Annotated in this window: 14 protein-coding genes; 3 read left to right on the forward strand and 11 right to left on the reverse strand. The window is 47.3% G+C overall.

What is annotated here, in order from left to right; all coding sequences use genetic code 11:
- Positions 1 to 168 precede the first annotated feature (168 nt).
- The 4 genes from ACYVFD_RS34355 to ACYVFD_RS34370 all read right to left on the reverse strand — a co-directional run bounded on the left by ACYVFD_RS34355 (position 169) and on the right by ACYVFD_RS34370 (position 6,454).
- Positions 169 to 915 (reverse strand): GLPGLI family protein, encoded by a 747-nt coding sequence (locus ACYVFD_RS34355; protein ID WP_461095148.1) that lies wholly within the window; start codon positions 913 to 915, stop codon positions 169 to 171.
- A gap of 113 nt (positions 916 to 1,028) precedes the next feature.
- Positions 1,029 to 3,881 (reverse strand): outer membrane beta-barrel protein, encoded by a 2,853-nt coding sequence (locus ACYVFD_RS34360; RefSeq protein WP_461095149.1) that lies wholly within the window; start codon positions 3,879 to 3,881, stop codon positions 1,029 to 1,031.
- 239 nt (positions 3,882 to 4,120) lie between these two features.
- Positions 4,121 to 5,443 (reverse strand): aminodeoxychorismate synthase component I, encoded by a 1,323-nt coding sequence (gene pabB / locus ACYVFD_RS34365; RefSeq protein ID WP_461095150.1) that lies wholly within the window; start codon positions 5,441 to 5,443, stop codon positions 4,121 to 4,123.
- Between the two features lie 3 nt (positions 5,444 to 5,446).
- Positions 5,447 to 6,454: an NYN domain-containing protein gene (locus ACYVFD_RS34370; RefSeq protein ID WP_461095151.1), complete on the reverse strand. Its 1,008-nt coding sequence runs from the start codon at positions 6,452 to 6,454 to the stop codon at positions 5,447 to 5,449.
- A gap of 339 nt (positions 6,455 to 6,793) precedes the next feature.
- Here ACYVFD_RS34370 and hisB point away from each other — a divergent pair, with 339 nt between their 5' ends.
- The 3 genes from hisB (at position 6,794) to ACYVFD_RS34385 (ending at position 11,251) form a co-directional block, all read left to right on the forward strand.
- Positions 6,794 to 7,942: a bifunctional histidinol-phosphatase/imidazoleglycerol-phosphate dehydratase HisB gene (gene hisB, locus ACYVFD_RS34375; protein ID WP_461095152.1), complete on the forward strand. Its 1,149-nt coding sequence runs from the start codon at positions 6,794 to 6,796 to the stop codon at positions 7,940 to 7,942.
- Positions 7,943 to 8,264: 322 nt separating this feature from the next.
- Positions 8,265 to 8,831, forward strand: a complete 567-nt coding sequence (locus ACYVFD_RS34380; RefSeq protein ID WP_461095153.1) for a 1-acyl-sn-glycerol-3-phosphate acyltransferase — start codon at positions 8,265 to 8,267, stop codon at positions 8,829 to 8,831.
- Positions 8,832 to 9,562: 731 nt separating this feature from the next.
- The gene (locus ACYVFD_RS34385) at positions 9,563 to 11,251 is read left to right on the forward strand and encodes a beta strand repeat-containing protein (RefSeq protein ID WP_461095154.1); all 1,689 of its coding nucleotides are present in this window, start codon (positions 9,563 to 9,565) and stop codon (positions 11,249 to 11,251) included.
- A gap of 179 nt (positions 11,252 to 11,430) precedes the next feature.
- On the opposite strand, the gene nspC is transcribed toward ACYVFD_RS34385, so the two are convergent.
- From nspC to ACYVFD_RS34420, 7 genes are all read right to left on the reverse strand, one after another.
- Positions 11,431 to 12,582 (reverse strand): carboxynorspermidine decarboxylase, encoded by a 1,152-nt coding sequence (gene nspC / locus ACYVFD_RS34390; protein ID WP_461095155.1) that lies wholly within the window; start codon positions 12,580 to 12,582, stop codon positions 11,431 to 11,433.
- Between the two features lie 45 nt (positions 12,583 to 12,627).
- Positions 12,628 to 13,344: an SCO family protein gene (locus ACYVFD_RS34395; RefSeq protein WP_461095156.1), complete on the reverse strand. Its 717-nt coding sequence runs from the start codon at positions 13,342 to 13,344 to the stop codon at positions 12,628 to 12,630.
- Positions 13,286 to 13,819, reverse strand: a complete 534-nt coding sequence (locus ACYVFD_RS34400; protein ID WP_461095157.1) for a toxin-antitoxin system YwqK family antitoxin — start codon at positions 13,817 to 13,819, stop codon at positions 13,286 to 13,288. Before ACYVFD_RS34400 ends, ACYVFD_RS34395 begins: the two co-directional genes overlap by 59 nt.
- 84 nt (positions 13,820 to 13,903) lie before the next feature.
- A complete protein-coding gene (locus tag ACYVFD_RS34405) occupies positions 13,904 to 14,731 on the reverse strand; it encodes a YHYH protein (RefSeq protein ID WP_461095158.1) in 828 nt (275 codons plus the stop codon).
- Positions 14,732 to 14,898: 167 nt separating this feature from the next.
- Positions 14,899 to 15,729: an energy transducer TonB gene (locus ACYVFD_RS34410; protein ID WP_461095159.1), complete on the reverse strand. Its 831-nt coding sequence runs from the start codon at positions 15,727 to 15,729 to the stop codon at positions 14,899 to 14,901.
- A gap of 57 nt (positions 15,730 to 15,786) precedes the next feature.
- A complete protein-coding gene (locus ACYVFD_RS34415; protein WP_461095160.1) occupies positions 15,787 to 16,596 on the reverse strand; it encodes a hypothetical protein in 810 nt (269 codons plus the stop codon).
- 111 nt (positions 16,597 to 16,707) lie between these two features.
- Positions 16,708 to 17,490, reverse strand: a complete 783-nt coding sequence (locus ACYVFD_RS34420; protein WP_461095161.1) for a hypothetical protein — start codon at positions 17,488 to 17,490, stop codon at positions 16,708 to 16,710.
- Positions 17,491 to 17,568: the final 78 nt, after the last annotated feature.

Genomic DNA, 17,568 nt, shown 5'->3' on the forward strand with positions numbered 1-17,568 from the left:
GGTTTGCTGGCTGCCCAAAGCAACCAATGCCTGGAGTGAAGGTGTTATGCCAGGCATTGGAGCGTTTTTATTACATCAAAATAGGCTATGGACTTAATCCCAATTAAAACCCCTACAAGATTAGGTTGTAGGAGAGGGGGCAGGGGGTGAGGTGAATTCCACAGCTGCTCAATACCGTATTTCCCAATACGGGTTATTATGCACAACCATTTGCTCCGAAATGTATTGGCGTATCACTTTATCGTAAGCCGCGTCGTTAATTTTTTTCCCTTTTACCTTGGGCAGCTTCAGATCCGTTGGCGTGAGGGGCCGGAACGTAACGTTTGTCGCTTCGATAAGCACCGTTCCATCATCGATATCCATTTCCAGAATCAGGCCGGGCAATCCACACATCCGCTCGGGACCAGCCGAAACCGGAATATCCTGCGCAAACCAGGCTGTAATTTTCTGATTCTTTATGGGGTCTTCAGTCTCGGCTTTCATACAAATGAAACCCGAGACTTCTTTGATCTGATTGCCTATTTTCCAGACAGGCGCATGCACCGAGTCTTCAACAACGTAGGTTTTACCCAGCATTTCGATGATGTCGGTTTTCTGATCTTTTTCGAAATTTCGATACAACTGCAATTCGTACTGCCGCCAGGAATACCCACCCTCTTCGGGCTCCGTACTGAAATAGGTATACAGACTTTCGTTGGCATTAAAGGCCATCTTCATTTTTGTGCCTTTGTTGTTCTCTTCCCAGTTCTTCCGTAGCTGCGTCTGACGGTCCTTTTGTTCCTGATTCAGGAACGTCAGCCGATTGATCATTTTGCTCCAGTAGTCTTTCCGAACGTAGGTCACTACACCTTCTGTTTTCTGAGCCATAGCCATCGAGCTGACCAGGAGGCATAGGAATAGCACTAATTTCTTCATAGTTGATAGGTATGTTTAGAAACACTTAAAATCAGCAGGACTTTCGCAGAAAGCCATGCCACGGTTCTCTAACCCATAAACAACCGTGGCACGGCTTTCTGCGAAAGTCCTGATCAATAATAATCACGACGCATTTTTGCCTGAACACCGCGCATGTTGTACGTAAAGCTCAGCATAAAATACCGGGCTAGCGACTGAATGCGTTCGGTACTGGTGTAGTTCTGCCCGGCATACTGCGACACCACCACATTCCGGTTGAGCAGATCGAAGCCCGACAGACGAACCTCGGCTTTCTTTGCTTTCCCAACGATACGATAGAGTGACGAACTTAACAAGGGAATCTGTTGATTGAAATTCAGCTTCTCGTTTTTGTACGCGTTGTAGTTCAGCGTCGTGTTGAGATAAAAACCACCAGGCAATTTCAGGTTCAGATCACCCCGAACGCTATTGTTGTAAATGGTCTGGTTCTGCGTCGTATTGATCGAATACTTGGTATTGGTAATGCTCATATTCGCATTGCCGTAAAACGTGATCCAGTCTTTAGGGGTTAACTCCAGCCGAACACCGAACGAGTAATTCTGGTTGTTCGTCTCATTGAGCACCTCATTAATTCGGGTCAGGTTATGGCCAAAATTCAACTGGGTATTTAAGTTGAGGGTTGCCTTCGTCTTTTTCAGTGGGAAGCCAAATCCGATATACGATCCCAGATTTCTACCACCCGTCAGGTTTTCGGGCATCGTCGTCGTAATCAGGGTTTTCGGATCAACGGTCTGGCTATATATGATCTGGTTCACGAAGTAAGTCGTATAGATATTCGACCAGAAGTTAATGAAGCTGCCAGGATTGAAGTAGCTAAAATAGGCGCTCAGATTATGGCCCAACTGGGGCAGTAGATTCGGATTGCCACGGGTGATCGCCAGGGGATTGCTGTTGCTGGTTACCGGTTGCAAATCGCGCGAAGAGGGTATTTGCACCCCTACATCATAACTGGCGTTGAGGTACCGGTTATTTTTCAGATCGTAGTTGAGCGAGAAGTTCGGAATGACCGTCGTAAACGTCCGGTTGATGGGCTGGAGCGGCTGGCTCTGGTCGCGGGCAAACTTCCCGTCAAGCTGGAATTGCTGCCCCGCTACACCGGCCGATATATTCAGTCCTTTGTAGGAGTACCGAATACTACTTCCCAGTCGATTGAACAGGTAATTATTCTTGTAATACAAACTCAGCGAATCAATCTGCCGACGACTGTCGTTCAGATTCGATACATCGCGGTCTACTTCATCGGAACGAAGGTTGAAGTTATAGAATGTCTCCCAGAAGAATTTTTTGGCGAAGGGTTCTACGTAGAGCAGATTGGCTTTATACTGATTACTGGTCGAGTTGGTTGCCTGATCCTGATTGATTATCCGCAGCATCTCGTTAACGCTGGTTGCCTGATAAAATTCGTTCCGGGCTTTCAGCAGTAAATCGCCATCGTTTTTATTCACCTGAAAGGTTGCACTGGCGCCAAAGTTGCGCCCTTTCTTCTTGAATTTAAGCCGATACAGCAGCGTATTGGCCATAGCGAACTGGTTAGCCGAGGTGTTGTTGGTCGATTGACTGTACGTAGTCGGAATTTCTGCGCTATTGGCTACACTCTGGAACACCCGCTGCTGGCTTTGCAGGTTGCTGCTGTTGACCCCAAACCGGCTGTTACTAATTATCAACAGCGTTTGCATGGAATCAAGCTGCTTTTCCAGCCGGAAACTGATTCGGTGATTCGTCGTCAGGTTAGCCTGGCTGCTGGTATCCGTTTTCCGCAAATTGGTTGAGCCGGGCAGGTAGCTTTTATTTTCCCGAAGCGCGTCCAGGTTTAGCCGGGTCTGGTTGAAATAATAGCTTGTACTCAGCTTGGTTTTCTTGGTATCGTAGTTGTAGTTAAGGCCGCCTGCTGCGTTTTTGGTAAAGCCCCGTCCATTGCCCCCACTGATCGGGATAGTCAGGCTTTCATTGTCATCGCCGAAGTAAAGAAAGCGATTCGAGCCGCTGAATCCAAAATCGGCATTGTCGTTCCAGTTGAACGAGTTACTCCCTCTAAAGTCCTGATAATCATTAAATGAAATTCCCTGCTGGTTGGTATTGTTCCCAAGAAGTAAGGCAGAAAATTGTTGTTTACTGTCAAACTTGTTGTAGCTCCCTTTGCCCTCAAACCGGGTCGATACGTTATTCGAAGCAGGTCCTGCACCAGCCGTTACTTTACCGAAACCGCCTTTTTTAAATTCTTCTTTGAGTTGCAGGTTGACGGTTTTTTCTTTTTTACCATCGTCAACACCCGTCATTTTAGCCTGTTCGGTCTTATCATTAAAGACCTGCACTTTGGTGATAGCTTCAGCTTGCAGGTTCTTGGTCGCCAGCTTCGGATCATCCCCGAAAAAGCTCTTCCCATCGACGGTTACTTTCTTGACCTCCTGCCCCTGCGCCCGAATGTTTCCGTCCTGATCGACCTGAACGCCGGGTAGTTTCCGCAGTAAATCTTCCACCGTTGATCCGGGGGGGACCTTAAACGAACTGGCATTGTATTCGATGGTATCGCCCTTGATGGTCAGCGGAGCTTTTGCCGTTCGGACCACCACTTCCATCAGCTCGCGTGTGATCGGCTTCAGCTTCAGCGGCCCTAAGTCCATGACCGGCTCCCCCGCCGACTTAATCAGCTGATTGTACGGAATTAAGCCCACAAACGAGATTTTAAGAATATAGGTACCGGCCTTTATATTTTTAAACGTAAACGCACCGTTGTCGCCCGTACGGGTAAAATTGACCATCGACGAATCTTTGGCACTGAGCAGCATAACCGTCGATGAAGGCAGCGGAGCCGATGCGGTATCGACAGCGCGGCCCTGAAGCGTAAAACGAGTGGCAGCCGGTGGGCTTTGCGCAAAAAGCGAAGCCGTAAGCAGGCACAATAAGGCCAGCAGGGAAAGGTTTCTCATGGGGGATCGAATAGAAGATAACGGGATAATGAGAGCAAATATAAAAATCGGTTGATAAGTTGATTACAATCTTAACGATTTTTAACTAAATCCTTAGTGATTTAACTATTTTTATAGGAATAAACCCAATAACTTGCTCAAATAAGTGAAAGAGTCTTCTGCCAATAAAAAGGTTGCATCCTCTGATTAGTGAAGAGAAAAAACAGAGGTAGATTGCATAAAGCCGCAGAAAGTATTGATTAAACGGTAGTAAATCGCTCAATCACCTCCCGAATCGCCTTCGCTTTTAGCAGGCATTCGTCCCATTCCTGTATGGGATCGGCATCGTAGGTAATGGCACTACCTACTGAGAACGAAGCATAACGACTTTGTGCATTATACAGGAGCGTGCGGATAACCACACTGAAGTCAAAGTCACCCTCAGGAGTAATGAAACCAATGGCTCCCGAATAAACCCCTCGCCTACTCACTTCCAGTTCATCGATCAATTCCATCGCCCGAATTTTAGGCGCTCCGGTCATGCTCCCCATTGGAAAGGCGTTCCGAATTGTTTCAGCCCAGTTTATGCCGTTCCGCAATGTTGCCGAAACCGTCGAAATCATCTGATACACCTGCTGAAAGCCGTAAATGCCGAACAGTTCGTCAACCTGCACAGAACCCGTTTCGGCGCTGCGGGCCAGATCGTTACGAACCAGGTCAACGATCATCAGGTTTTCAGCCCGCTCTTTTTCAGATTGCAGCAGTTGAGCGCGAAGTGCCAAATCCTCATCGGGTGTTTGGCCCCGCCGAATCGTTCCTTTTATGGGTTGCGATAGAATTTTCGACCCTTCTTTTTTCAGAAACCGCTCGGGCGATGCCCCCATAATGTACTGCTCACCGATTTTCAGAAAACTGGAAAACGGCATGGGCGACCGTTGGGACAGAGCCCGGTAAATTGTCAGCGGGTCCAACTCAATAGCTTCAGCAAAAAACTCGATGCAGTAGTTCAGTTCATAGACATCGCCTGCCAGAATATGCTGCTGAATCCGACGCACATTGGCCAGATATTCCTCGTACGAAACCCGGCATTGAACAGATTGGGAATGTGATTTTAGGCTTCCTAGTACAGAAAGTGGCTGAAAATCTACAAGTTGCTTCCACAACGCATGACCATCTCCGTTACCACGAATTAGTACATGACCGGTCTGATTTTCAGACGATTCGAAATCAATAATCCAGAAAGGTTCAACAAAATAAACGTCGGGAAATCCCAACCGATTTGGGTTACGACTTTCCAGCGCTTCAAGCTGATTTTTCAGGTCATACCCAAAATAACCGACCAGAAACGAGGGCCGCTGAGCATGTGCCTCCGCCAAGTCATAAAACACATCCTCCGAAAATGAAATGACCCGTTCTGCCCCGACAAAGAGTCGATTCGGAAACGGGTCATTCGGATAGGCAATACCATTATTGGACAGGAAAGCGACAAAACCAGCCTGGTCATCCTGCTGTGTAACAGCCCAGGCCAACGCCCGCCAACGAACCGATTCAATATCGTCAACAGCTATACGCAGGACATTCATGCTTTACTGACGCAATAACCGAACGTCAATAGCAATGTCTTTACCTTCGGCATTCTGACCAATTGAGAACTCAACTTCATCGTCGATCTGCAATTCATTGAAATCCGTATCGACTAAACTTGTATAATGAAAAAACAGGTTGTTGGGCGGGTAATTCACAAAGCCATAGCCTGTTTTTAAACTGCGAATGGTGCTGATCTTACGCCCTTCCGGGTCATCATCGGCCAAATTATAATTAGGCTCAACAGATGAGTCATACGTATAATCGCTATCCAGTGATACCTGTCCATCATACGCTACGCCATTCGTGTACCCATGGCCATTGCCACTGACAGCCGAAAACGTTGGCCGTGGGGTCTGTTTGACAAACAAATTCTGAATACCTACATCATTCCGGCGACTACGATCATCGATGATGCCATGCATGGCTACCGGATACGACACTTCTTCCAGCAAATCCTGTGAGGTGCGGGTCACTTGTTTTTCGCCCTGTTCATTCAGGAACTCGAAATCCCAGCTCAGCACCATAATTCGGGAGCCAAGCGTATTAAGTTTACGAATAAGCGGCACATAATCACCATCTGAGGTAATCAGTACCACCACATCGAATTTTTTATACTGAGCCAGCTCGAAAGCTTCGAGGGCAAGCCATACATCAATGCCTTTTTCCTGCCGGTATCCCTGATACGTTTTTACGGGCAAATAATGAGTAACGACTCCCTCCGACATAAGGATATCGTCGAACAATCGATCATAAAAAAGCTGATTACCACGTTGGTTAGCCTCATGAGCATTTAGCCGCCCACGGAAATAGTGTGCATCTACAATCTGACACAGGCGTTCGTTCACCCCTTCTTCCTCTGCTACCTGACGCCGGATAAACGCGTGAAGCCCTGAAATACTAATGCGGCTGCGACGTTCGTGCGAATAATTATAGTAGTTGCTTACATGTAGAAAATAATTACCGTCATAGAAAACCCCAATACGGGTTAATCTTGATTCTGCTGGCATGCTGTACTTGGATGTTTATAATTGTATGACTATGTAAAAGAATTCTTTAAAATATCCTTTTGTATGGGGCTGACGGGTGGTATATGGATGGTATGCTACGAAGAAAAAGACGTATTGAATTCTATTTTATTCGTACTAAATACTACTTAAGAACAAGTTACTCAATCTCTAAGCAATGAACTTTATTGTATAGACTTTAATAGTTGCCGTAGGTAACAAAGAAAAAGGCTAATCAATGCGGAAATTATGAAAATACGGTAAAGAATATGATGCAAACATAATAATTTTTTAAATGCTTTCTACCCTACCCGTATCTTTGTCCGCTTATTCCCGCGTGTTATGCAAAAAATATTATTCATTGACCGTGACGGTACTCTTATCATTGAACCTCAACCCGATCAGCAGGTCGATTCGTTAGCTAAACTCGATTATATTCCGAAAGCAATTTCGGCCATGCGCAACATAGCCGAAGAAACAGATTATGAACTGGTTATGGTTACGAACCAGGATGGACTCGGCACCGATTCATTTCCTGAAGACACCTTTTGGCCAGCCCATAACAAAATGCTGACCACCTTCGCCGGTGAAAATATCCATTTCAAAGCAGTTCATATCGATCGCCATTTTCCGCGCGACAATTCGCCTACGCGTAAACCGGGCATTGGTATGCTGACTGGCTATTTTTCCGAAAACTATGACCTCCCTAACAGCTATGTGATTGGCGATCGACTCACGGATGTACAGCTAGCGATAAATCTGGGCGCAAAAGCTATTTTATTTCTTCCTCCAAATGGGCTGGCAACGGTACAAACAGCCGATGTAGCTGGTCTGACCCCAGCCATGCAGGAAGCCATCGTGCTCACTACCAACGACTGGGACCAGATTTACGAATTCCTGCGATTACCGGCCCGCACAGCCTCGGTTGAACGGAATACCAAAGAAACGCAGATCCGCGTCGACCTGAACCTCGACGGCACCGGCAAAGCCGACATTCATACGGGACTGGGCTTTTTCGATCACATGCTCGATCAGGTGGCTAAGCACTCGGGCGCGAACCTGAGTATTCATGTCAATGGTGATTTGCATATTGATGAACACCATACGATTGAAGATACGGCACTAGCCCTTGGTGAAGCGTACCGGCGCGCTCTAGGCGACAAACGGGGTATTAGCCGGTATGGATTTTTACTGCCGATGGATGAAGCGCTGGCCCAGGTAGGCATTGATTTTTCGGGTCGTCCGTGGCTCGTCTGGGATGCGGAGTTCCGTCGGGAAAAGATCGGCGATATGCCTACCGAAATGTTTTTTCATTTCTTCAAATCGTTCTCCGATACGGCACTCTGTAACCTGAATATCAAGGTCGAAGGTGATAACGAGCACCATAAAATCGAAGCGATTTTTAAAGCCTTTGCCAAAGCCATCAAAATGGCCGTCCGGCGCGACATCAAAGAACTCGATAATCTGCCTAGCACAAAGGGAGTTCTTTAAATTGATAGTCGCTAGTCGTCCGTCAATAGCCATTCGCGATTTTAGAAGTAAACGACTATTGACGGACGACTAGCGACTGTCGACTTTTCCTATTACTTTTGCATCTGAATTCAACCGAACATCGACATGGATTTATCAACTCCTTTGACCATTCTGTTCTACGTTGTCCTGCTAACTGCTTCGTTTATTACGGGCCGTTGGCTGGAGCGTAATGACCGGAAGTATTAATTTTAGTCACTAGTCATCAGTCAATAGTCGTTAGTCCGTTTCACTGTGCGCTATTAATTACTATTGACTGACGACCAGCGACTATTGACTAACTATGCTCAGTGCCATTGCACGTTGGTTGTTCAAAGTTGCCGGATGGCGATTAGAAGGTGCCGTTCCTCATCTTCCAAAAGATATTTGGGTAGTAGCTCCACACACCACCAACTGGGATTTTTTCGTGGGGCTCGGTGCCCGGGCGGCCACTCATGTCTGGATTCAATACCTTGCCAAAAGTTCACTCTTTACGTGGTATTCAGGCTGGCTTTTTCGTGCGCTGGGCGGAAAACCGGTTTACCGGGATAAGTCGCACAATCTGGTTGACGCGATCGTAGACGTTTTTAACCAGAGCGATCAACTCCACGTTTGTATCGCTCCTGAGGGCACCCGCAGCAATGTAGCCAAGCTGAAGACCGGCTTTTATTACATCGCCCTAAAAGCCAATGTTCCTCTAATACTAGTTGGTTTCGACTGGCCTCGTAAGGTTGTCATTTTCAGCAAACCGTTCTACGTGACAGGCAATTACGAAGCCGATATGGTTCCCTTCTACGAGTTTTTCTCAACCGTTCACGGCGTCAAAAAAGACTGGCTAAAGCGCTGGGAAGAAACGGGCGTGATTGGATAATAAGAATGAAGAATGAAAAGTGAAGAATAGGCTGACGCAAACTATTCTTCACTTTTCATTCTTTACTTTACCACTTAGGATAAATCTAAAAAAACGGACCAAATTCGTGGTTTGCGGTATTTTTACCGAAAATGGAGATAAATCATACTCCGTCGTTACAGTCATAGCATCAGCCCGGTGAGAAGCCGTGATCAGAAAAGGAAACTTTTTTGAGAATCTATTAGTGGGTTGGGAACTAGAAACGACCGTCGCAGATCTGCTTTTTCGTACACAAGCAAACGTTCGTTTGCCAATGCCCACCTTGGTACGCTTACAGGTACGGTGGTCTATGTAATAACACATCTTCCGTGGCGAGGAGTCAGCGGGCAACTGGTGGGCTGACAAAGGCCGCATTCGCAGCAAAAAGGTGGTCAATACCTAGCTTTGATCAAGTTATAGGCATAGGCTCTTATACGCTTAGCCACTTCGCAATAAGGCGATTTCTGTATTTATTCTTCCAAAATATACCACAAAAGTCTAGCTACGTTTATAAATGACTCATTAAAGGAGCTGGGTTACCAGGCTATTTATTCAATCGTTATTAGCTACGCGGTTTACTTACCTATGTTCTAAAAGTACCTGAGTGGGGAACAAGGTATCTAACATTATTGCCCAGATGGAGTTTACCTCATCGTACTAATCACTAATTATATTACTGGATTATGAAAATGAGAACCACGTATTTATCAATTTTGATAGCCCTTCTGTTAGGGCTCGCGACGGTGATCTCGTGCAAAAAAACAGAAACTGACTTAACGCCTACTTCGGCATCAATTTCTGGTCTTACCTGCGGATTAGCCACGTTTTCTGCCACTGCTGTTAGCGGTACCTCTACCACTATTACCGCTGTAGTGCCCTATAAGAATGGCAATGGGGCCTCTTATGCCACTGGCAGTGCCATCCCATCAAGCGGGGTGACAGGCCTGAATGCGACTTTGGTATCCGGTAATCTGGCTAATGGTGATGGGAGTATCGTCTATAATATCACGGGAACACCATCAGCAGCGGGCACGGCCAATTTCGCGCTCAATTTTGGCGGACAAACCTGTACACTGGCTCTACCCGTCACTACACCCGGTTCCACTACCGTATCACCAGCGATTGCTGGCCTTACTTGCGCATCAGCCACGTTTTCCGCTACTGCTGTTAGCGGTACCTCTACCACCATTACCGCTGTGGTGCCCTATAAGAATGGCAATGGAGGGTCGTATCCCGCGGGCAGTGCCATCGCATCAAGCGGGGTGACAGGCCTGAATGCGACCTTAATATCCGGTAATCTAGCCAATGGTGACGGGAGTATCGTCTATAATATCACGGGAACACCATCAGCAGCGGGCACGGCCAATTTCGCGCTCAATTTTGGCGGACAAACCTGTACACTGGCCCTACCCGTCACGGCACCCGGTTCCACTACCGCATCACCAGCGATTACTGGTCTTACCTGCGCATCAGCCACGTTTTCTGCTTCTGCCGTTAGTGGTACCTCTTACACCGCTACCGCTGTAGTACCCTATACAGGTGGTAATGGCGGATCGTATCCCGCAGGTAGTGCCATCGCATCAAGCGGGGTGACAGGCCTGAATGCGACCCTGGTATCGGGTAATCTGGCCAATGGTGCTGGCAGTATCGTCTATAACATCACGGGAACGCCATCAGCAGCGGGTACAGCCAATTTTGCGCTCAATTTTGGCGGACAAACCTGTACACTGTCTATACCCGTCACGGCACCCGGTTCCACTACCGTATCACCAGCGATTACTGGCCTTACCTGCACATCAGCCACGTTTTCTACTTCTGCCGTTAGCGGTACAGCTTATACCGCGACTGCTACGGTGCCCTATGTAGGTGGCAATGGCGGATCGTATCCCGTGGGTAGTGCCATCGCATCAAGCGGGGTAACAGGTCTGAATGCGACCTTAGTATCGGGTAATCTGGCCAATGGTGCTGGCAGTATCGTCTATAACATCACGGGAACGCCATCAGCAGCGGGTACAGCCAATTTTGCGCTCAATTTTGGCGGACAAACCTGTACACTGTCTATACCCGTCACGGCACCCGGTTCCACTACCGTATCACCAGCGATTACTGGCCTTACCTGCACATCAGCCACGTTTTCTACTTCTGCCGTTAGCGGTACAGCTTATACCGCGACTGCTACGGTGCCCTATGTAGGTGGCAATGGCGGATCGTATCCCGTGGGTAGTGCCATCGCATCAAGCGGGGTAACAGGTCTGAATGCGACCTTAGTATCGGGTAATCTGGCCAATGGTGCTGGCAGTATCGTCTATAACATCACGGGAACGCCATCAGCAGCGGGTACAGCCAATTTTGCGCTCAATTTTGGTGGGCAGACCTGTACACTGGCTCTACCCGTCAAGTAAAGGGGCTATGGTTAAGCAGGGCTGTTGCTTTTCAAAGCCAGCAGCCCTGCTTAAATCACTATACTTAAGTACTGGTTATGTTAATTTTTGCGTTGAAAAAGTCAATCGTACGTTTCCAGACTAACTCAGCCGCTGCTTCGTCATGATGAATTTGGCCCGTTTTTTTAGGTTTATCCCACTTAGCTCAACCGATCTTTAAAACTTTCGTAGCCATAGGTTCGCACCAGTTGGAATGACTCTGTTTCTTTCCAGATGCCAATAGCGGGTAGGTTCACTCCGTTGAAGGTAGTAGTTTTCACCATCGTGTAGTGAATCATATCGTCGAACACGATTTTGTCGCCCACGTTTAACGGCTCATCAAACGAATAATCGCCCATAAAATCACCAGCCAGACAAGTCATGCCACCGAGCCGATAGGTTGGTTTTCCAGCCACAGGCTCGTGATACGAATGAATGATTCGGGGCTTGTACGGCATTTCGAGCGTGTCGGGCATGTGAGCCGCAAAAGACGTATCCAGAACTGCAACATGAATCCCTTGGCTATCAAGCACATCCAAAACGCTCGACACCAGAACGCCCGTTTGCCAGGCAATGGCTGAACCCGGTTCCAGAATCACATCGACATTATATTTCTGACGGAATTTTGTAAGCAGACCAATCAGGTGTGCCGTGTCGTAGCCTTCGCGGGTCATCAAATGACCTCCCCCAAAATTGACCCATTTTACCTGATGGAGCAAATCAGCAAAGCGCGTTTCGAAAGCTTCGAGTGTTCGTTCGAGTGTGAAGGAGTCGTTTTCACAAAGGGTATGAAAATGAATGCCTTCGAGTCCGTCGGGTAGTTGATCGGGTAACTGATCGCGAGTAGCGCCCAGCCGCGAACCGGGTACACACGGATTGTACATGTCCGTTGCCACTTCCGAATACTGTGGATTGACCCGAATGCCACACGACACGCGCCCGACAGCCCGATCCTTAAACCGCACCCACTGGTTCCACGAATTGAACGTCAGATGGCTGCTACGTTCCACCACTTCATCAAATTCATCGTCCCGATAGGCGGGTATGTAGGCATGTGCTTTTACGCCCATGTAGTCATTAACAAGTTTGATTTCGTTGAGCGAGCTGGCCGTGGCACCACTGAGGTATTCGCGTACTAATGGAAATGCACTGTACATCGAAAACCCTTTCAGGGCCAGGATAATCGTTACGCCAGCCGCTTTCTGAACGGAATCAATCAGTTCCAGATTTCGACGGAGTTTAGCTTCTTCCAGGATAAAACAGGGGGATGGAATTGCCGGATCGGCCAGATGTTGCAGCAGGTTTGTATTCATGCGGCAAAGGTACATGGTTCACGGGCAAAATTGTTAGGAATTACGTTATACTGCTCCGTGCTTATCGGCATCCTCCTCCTTGAGCAACACGTGAACATCGTCGATTACCCGTTCATAATCGGGCTTTTGAGTAGCGTTGTAAATACCTCGTATCCGGCCTTTTTTATCGATCAGCAGCATCGATTCGGTATGCAGGAACGAGGTTGAATCCTTTTGTAACCCTAATCCTTTTTCGGCAAAATATGATGTTCTTCCCAGAGTGTAAATATGCTCCTTACGGCCGGTAAGCAGGTACCAGCGAGTTGGATCGATGCCGCGACTTTGTCCGTATTTTTGTAATCGACCAACCGAGTCAACCCAGGGCATCACCGTGAATGAAACCAGTTTTATTCGCGGATTAGCAGCAAACGTATCCTGAAGGGTTTTGAAATTCCCCATCATTTTAGGGCAGATCCCCGGACAAACGCTATAGAAGAAATTGGCCACGTAAATATGGCCTTCCAGCGAGTCGTTGGTAATCGTATGACCCAACTGGTTGGTTAGCACAAAAGGAGCTATGGTATGAATGGTCGGGTAACGAGCATCCTCTTTACTAATCCATTCGGCATCAAATTCGGCGGTATTATAAAAAGGCAGTGTTTCCTGCTCATCTGGTGCTGGTTTCTGACAAGCCCACGCCATCAGCACCAGAAATCCCAGCAGGCTATTTTTGATAAATCGACATGCAATCGTATCGACCAATAACGCCATATAATTTCCCATTTTTTACTGTGAAGTTATTAACAACCCGTCCGCTGTCGTTCCAGGTTTTTTGTTTGCCTTCCTCATACCCGTGAACATACTGGAGGCTTTGCCAGCGATGGCCGCTTTCAAAAAATGTCTTTTGCTCTCCCTCGTATTTGTCATCGTCAAACCAGTACAGGAATGCCAGTTGGCCATTCGGATACCATCCCCGATGTACCCCTTCCCGATTCCCCCTCCGGAAACTTCGTTCGTATTTCTTTCGTCCATTGGCATACCAGCCTAGGGCAACGCCCTCTTCGCGCCCGTCGACCACCGGTAATCTGGCTATTATTCGATGCCGATCTTTTTCGATGATATACCCATTGAACGGTTTTTGTCGAAATAGCCAAACTCCATTTAGTTGTTGAAGAGCTGGATTGGTTCGCTCAATGGTTATGGCTGGCGGCAAACGTATGGGTGCATCAGGCGATGTAGTACATGATAAAAGCAACATAAATATGGCCGCAGCGATGTAGGCGATGTAGCTAAGTACATCGCTGCGTAAAAGGCACCTTCCTATCCAGCACGTCCTCATGATTTAATTCACGGTGCCTTTTGTGCCATAATATTTACCTCCGTTGATATACGGTGCGGCCAGTTTCAGATCGGTGGGTTTGCTGGATGTGGCCGAAATAACGTGGTAGTGATAGATTTTATCGTTCGGAAAATCTTCCGTTGCGCTCACATGTCCATTGTAGCTGTCGAGCATAGAGGTCGTAATTTTTACCCCATTTTCGTAGGGACCATACACAGGAAACCCATCCAGCAGAAAACCCATAAACGACGAGTTTCCGAATTTGGTGGTCAGGTATTTAGGCTCGTAATGGTAATGATACTGGGCTCCAGCGGCTGAAGGTGTCGGGTGCCCCAGATACTGATCGGCATTGTTGATTTCGAGTTCATCCAAAGCCGCATTGGCCCCATTATACTGATTAAAAAACACGACCCCATTTCGGCCAATACCGATTGGGCCACCCGTTGTGGATACATGATTAGAAGTTACGGCCGGATAACGTGGTAGTGTAAACGTCAACGACTGTGAAAGCAAAGTAGGGTCGTTAATGGTCCCGTTCAGATTGATCTTGGTACTAAAATTCGGGTTGTCGCCATTATACGCTTCATACTTGGCGTTGCCCACTCCGAAAAACGGACTTTTATGATCGGGCAGATCGGTCGTTTTGATAATCACATTGGCTGTACCACTGGTATCAATGGACGTAATATTGTACATTTTTTTGTACAGACGTGAAAAATTGTTGGTAGTGGTACCATCGGTACTGGTGTTGGTCGAGCTAGTAACTTCGGCGTCTTTCTTGCAGGCGGCCAGACTTAATAGAACGAAAAGTACGGTGGGTATTTTCTTCATGGTTCATCATCGTTTTTAGCTTAGACGACAACCATAGACCATTCCTACGCTGAATCTGTTTTTTTTCGGGCCTGTCGCTTGTGCTGATAGGGCATGCACAGAGGAAACAAACATACTGATTATCAACAAGCAAGAAGTTATAGTTTGCATAGCTCAAAACGAAGTGCTTATTCCAGCGTAAATGCAATGGGCAGATTAAATTTGACCCGAACAGCCCGGCCCGACTGTTTCCCCGGTTTCCAATGAGGCATTTTCTGCATGACCCGAACAGCCTCTTCATCGCAACCAAAGCCAATGCCTTTTAGGACTTGTATATCCGTCAGGCTACCATCCGTATTGACGACAAAGCTGACATAAACCCGCCCGGCAACCCCCGCCGATGCCGCCGAACGAGGGTAATTCAGGTTCTTACCCAGAAAGTTTTTGAGAGCCTCTAACCCACCAGGATATTCGGGTTGCTGTTCGACCGTGATAAAGGGCGTTTCGGGAGCTTTTTCGACCTCAACCGCTTTTTCCTGAACAGTTGGTGCGGAAGCTTCCGGCGCCATAATTACCTCTTCTTCACCAGTACCTTCGGCGGTTTCGGTTCCTGATGTAGCGTCTTTTAATTCATCGGTAGTGGGCGGCAGGTTATCCTCGATTACCTCGTCTTCAGGCTTAACTTCGAGGGGTAGATTTCGAACGGTATTTACTGTAGGGGCGGATTTCTGCTCCGGCAATTTCATAGGTTTTTCAACTGGTGCTTCCTTAACCTTCGTTAGTGAGACTTCAGTCATTACCAGATTATCAGTTGGCAAACTTTTGGGCCAAAGGCGGTCATATAGCATAGGCCCGACTAACCCGGCTAAAAACAAACCGACACCCAGCCCTAAAGCACGGCTGAGCGTCGGTCGGTATTGCTGGCGCAGCACAAATGCACCATAGGCCTGATTACGGGCCTGAAAAATAATGTCGTCGTACGTGGGCGCGACAGAAAGAGATGTATTGGAGCGAAGCATAGCGGTAAACGGTTTATACCGCTTTGATGTCTGTGCACGCCCAATTCCACAAATTGTTTACAAGCTGTCGTATTGTTTCAGGAGAGCAATTGCGTCGCTCTCTGTTTTCAACGCATGCTTTTTGTCTGTAGAAAATGCCTTAAGTGCTTCCCTTTTGTCGCTCAATGCGTTCAGCAATTCCTGCTTTGAGAGTTTAACTTTTGTCAGGGTTTGATCGGGCCTAAGCAAAAAGTAACTTTCATACTCTCGAAACTCATCATACCGAATACCGGGAGAATAGGGCATTTTGTAATCGGCGGGCTTGAATCGTTTCTCAACCCGCTTCAGTAAGCTGGTTTTCCCCTCATAAAGCACCTGAAAATACGCTTCGTTTAACGTACCGTTATCGGCTTTGACCGGCTCGGGCAATTTTCTGAACCGATACAACTGTCCGTTATCGGCTACAAATTGAAATGACTTTACCTGATCAGCATCGACAATTGTTGAATCCCGGCCAGGCCATGCACCACCGTTAGCCAAGGTTCGGAGGAGGAGTAACTGCTGACGAAAGGCGTCAAATTTGAGGAGTACATCGGTATATGTCTGACCACCTGTCGTTTCAATTTGCCCTTTGTTCCATTCTGGCAAAAAATAAGGCGTTCCTCGTAACCCTTCATACCGAAGATCAACCGTATTAACAATTGCCCCAGGTGCTTGTCCAGCACCCGTTACGGCATCCGAACTGGTATAATTTTCATACCCATTTCGCCGACTGTTCGGGTTATAGCCTATCTGCTTAGGCTTCCGTATTTTGGTTGAGTCGGTGGTTTGTGCCACGCCGGTTGTACAGGCCACGGCCAATAGCATTATAGGGCATAGTCGTTTCATAGCAGACATGGTTTTACCCTTAATAAGAAGCAATAAACAGCAAATGGTCACATCGACAAAAACCTATACAATGTGACCACCCTCATAACCGACTGATTTTGAGACTTCTGTTCAAAGACTATCGTACTTCTGAATAAGCTGAATGGCGTCGTTTTCGGCTTTAAAATTCAAATCTGCCTGTTTCACATACGCTTTCAGTTCGTCTTTATGATCGCCCAAGGCCTCGATCAACGATTTGTCGGATAGTTTCACCTTTTCCAACGTCAGATCGGGCTTTAGCAGGTAATAGGAGATTATATCCCGAAATTCATCGTAGCGCGTGCCGTTCGAATAGGGGTTTTTATAATCAGCCTGTTTGAACGCTTTGGCAATCCGTTTGAGCAAAGCAGACTTCCCCTGATAGAGTACCATAAAATAGCCTTCTTTTAAGGTTTGATCGCTGGTTTTAACGGTCGGTATATGACGGAACAGATAAAATTGGCCATCACTGTTTTTCAGCTGAAACGACTTCACCTGATCAGCATTCACAATGATGGAGTCACTACCTGCCCAGGTCCGCAGCAAAATCAGATGCTGCCGATAAGCGTCGAACTTGATAGGCACTTCTTTGTAGTTCTGTCCGGCCACCATTTCAATCTGTCCTTTATTCCACTCTGGCAGAAAATACGGTGTTCCCCGTAAACCCTCATACCGATGGTCGATGGTATTGACCATGGTATAGGGCCCAGCTCCCACAATCTGACTGGTCGACTGGTAGGTTTCGTACCCATTCCGCCGGTCATTGGGATTGTATTGTGGTTGGTTGACAGGCTTTGTTTTGGTCGAATCTGGTTTTTGGGCATAACTAGCTGTGCAGGCCAGCATGACCATAGCGGATAGTAACAAACGTTTCATTTGATGCGTGGTTTAGTAATGACTGCCTAAGTAACGAAAAATCCCGCTTTCGTGTATTGCGGGATTTTTCGATTTAAG

The organism is Spirosoma gilvum (assembly GCF_054776815.1).

What these genes read in the sequence shown, in the direction of transcription:
- ACYVFD_RS34400 (WP_461095157.1), bottom strand. Translation starts at nt 13,819, where the DNA reads ATGTTGCTTTTATCATGTACTACATCGCCTGATGCACCCATACGTTTG.
- ACYVFD_RS34355 (WP_461095148.1), bottom strand. Translation starts at nt 915, where the DNA reads ATGAAGAAATTAGTGCTATTCCTATGCCTCCTGGTCAGCTCGATGGCT.
- ACYVFD_RS34405 (WP_461095158.1), bottom strand. Translation starts at nt 14,731, where the DNA reads ATGAAGAAAATACCCACCGTACTTTTCGTTCTATTAAGTCTGGCCGCC.
- ACYVFD_RS34395 (WP_461095156.1), bottom strand. Translation starts at nt 13,344, where the DNA reads ATGGGAAATTATATGGCGTTATTGGTCGATACGATTGCATGTCGATTT.
- pabB (WP_461095150.1), bottom strand. Translation starts at nt 5,443, where the DNA reads ATGAATGTCCTGCGTATAGCTGTTGACGATATTGAATCGGTTCGTTGG.
- ACYVFD_RS34420 (WP_461095161.1), bottom strand. Translation starts at nt 17,490, where the DNA reads ATGAAACGTTTGTTACTATCCGCTATGGTCATGCTGGCCTGCACAGCT.
- ACYVFD_RS34410 (WP_461095159.1), bottom strand. Translation starts at nt 15,729, where the DNA reads ATGCTTCGCTCCAATACATCTCTTTCTGTCGCGCCCACGTACGACGAC.
- ACYVFD_RS34415 (WP_461095160.1), bottom strand. Translation starts at nt 16,596, where the DNA reads ATGAAACGACTATGCCCTATAATGCTATTGGCCGTGGCCTGTACAACC.
- ACYVFD_RS34360 (WP_461095149.1), bottom strand. Translation starts at nt 3,881, where the DNA reads ATGAGAAACCTTTCCCTGCTGGCCTTATTGTGCCTGCTTACGGCTTCG.
- ACYVFD_RS34370 (WP_461095151.1), bottom strand. Translation starts at nt 6,454, where the DNA reads ATGCCAGCAGAATCAAGATTAACCCGTATTGGGGTTTTCTATGACGGT.
- nspC (WP_461095155.1), bottom strand. Translation starts at nt 12,582, where the DNA reads ATGAATACAAACCTGCTGCAACATCTGGCCGATCCGGCAATTCCATCC.
- hisB (WP_461095152.1), top strand. Translation starts at nt 6,794, where the DNA reads ATGCAAAAAATATTATTCATTGACCGTGACGGTACTCTTATCATTGAA.
- ACYVFD_RS34380 (WP_461095153.1), top strand. Translation starts at nt 8,265, where the DNA reads ATGCTCAGTGCCATTGCACGTTGGTTGTTCAAAGTTGCCGGATGGCGA.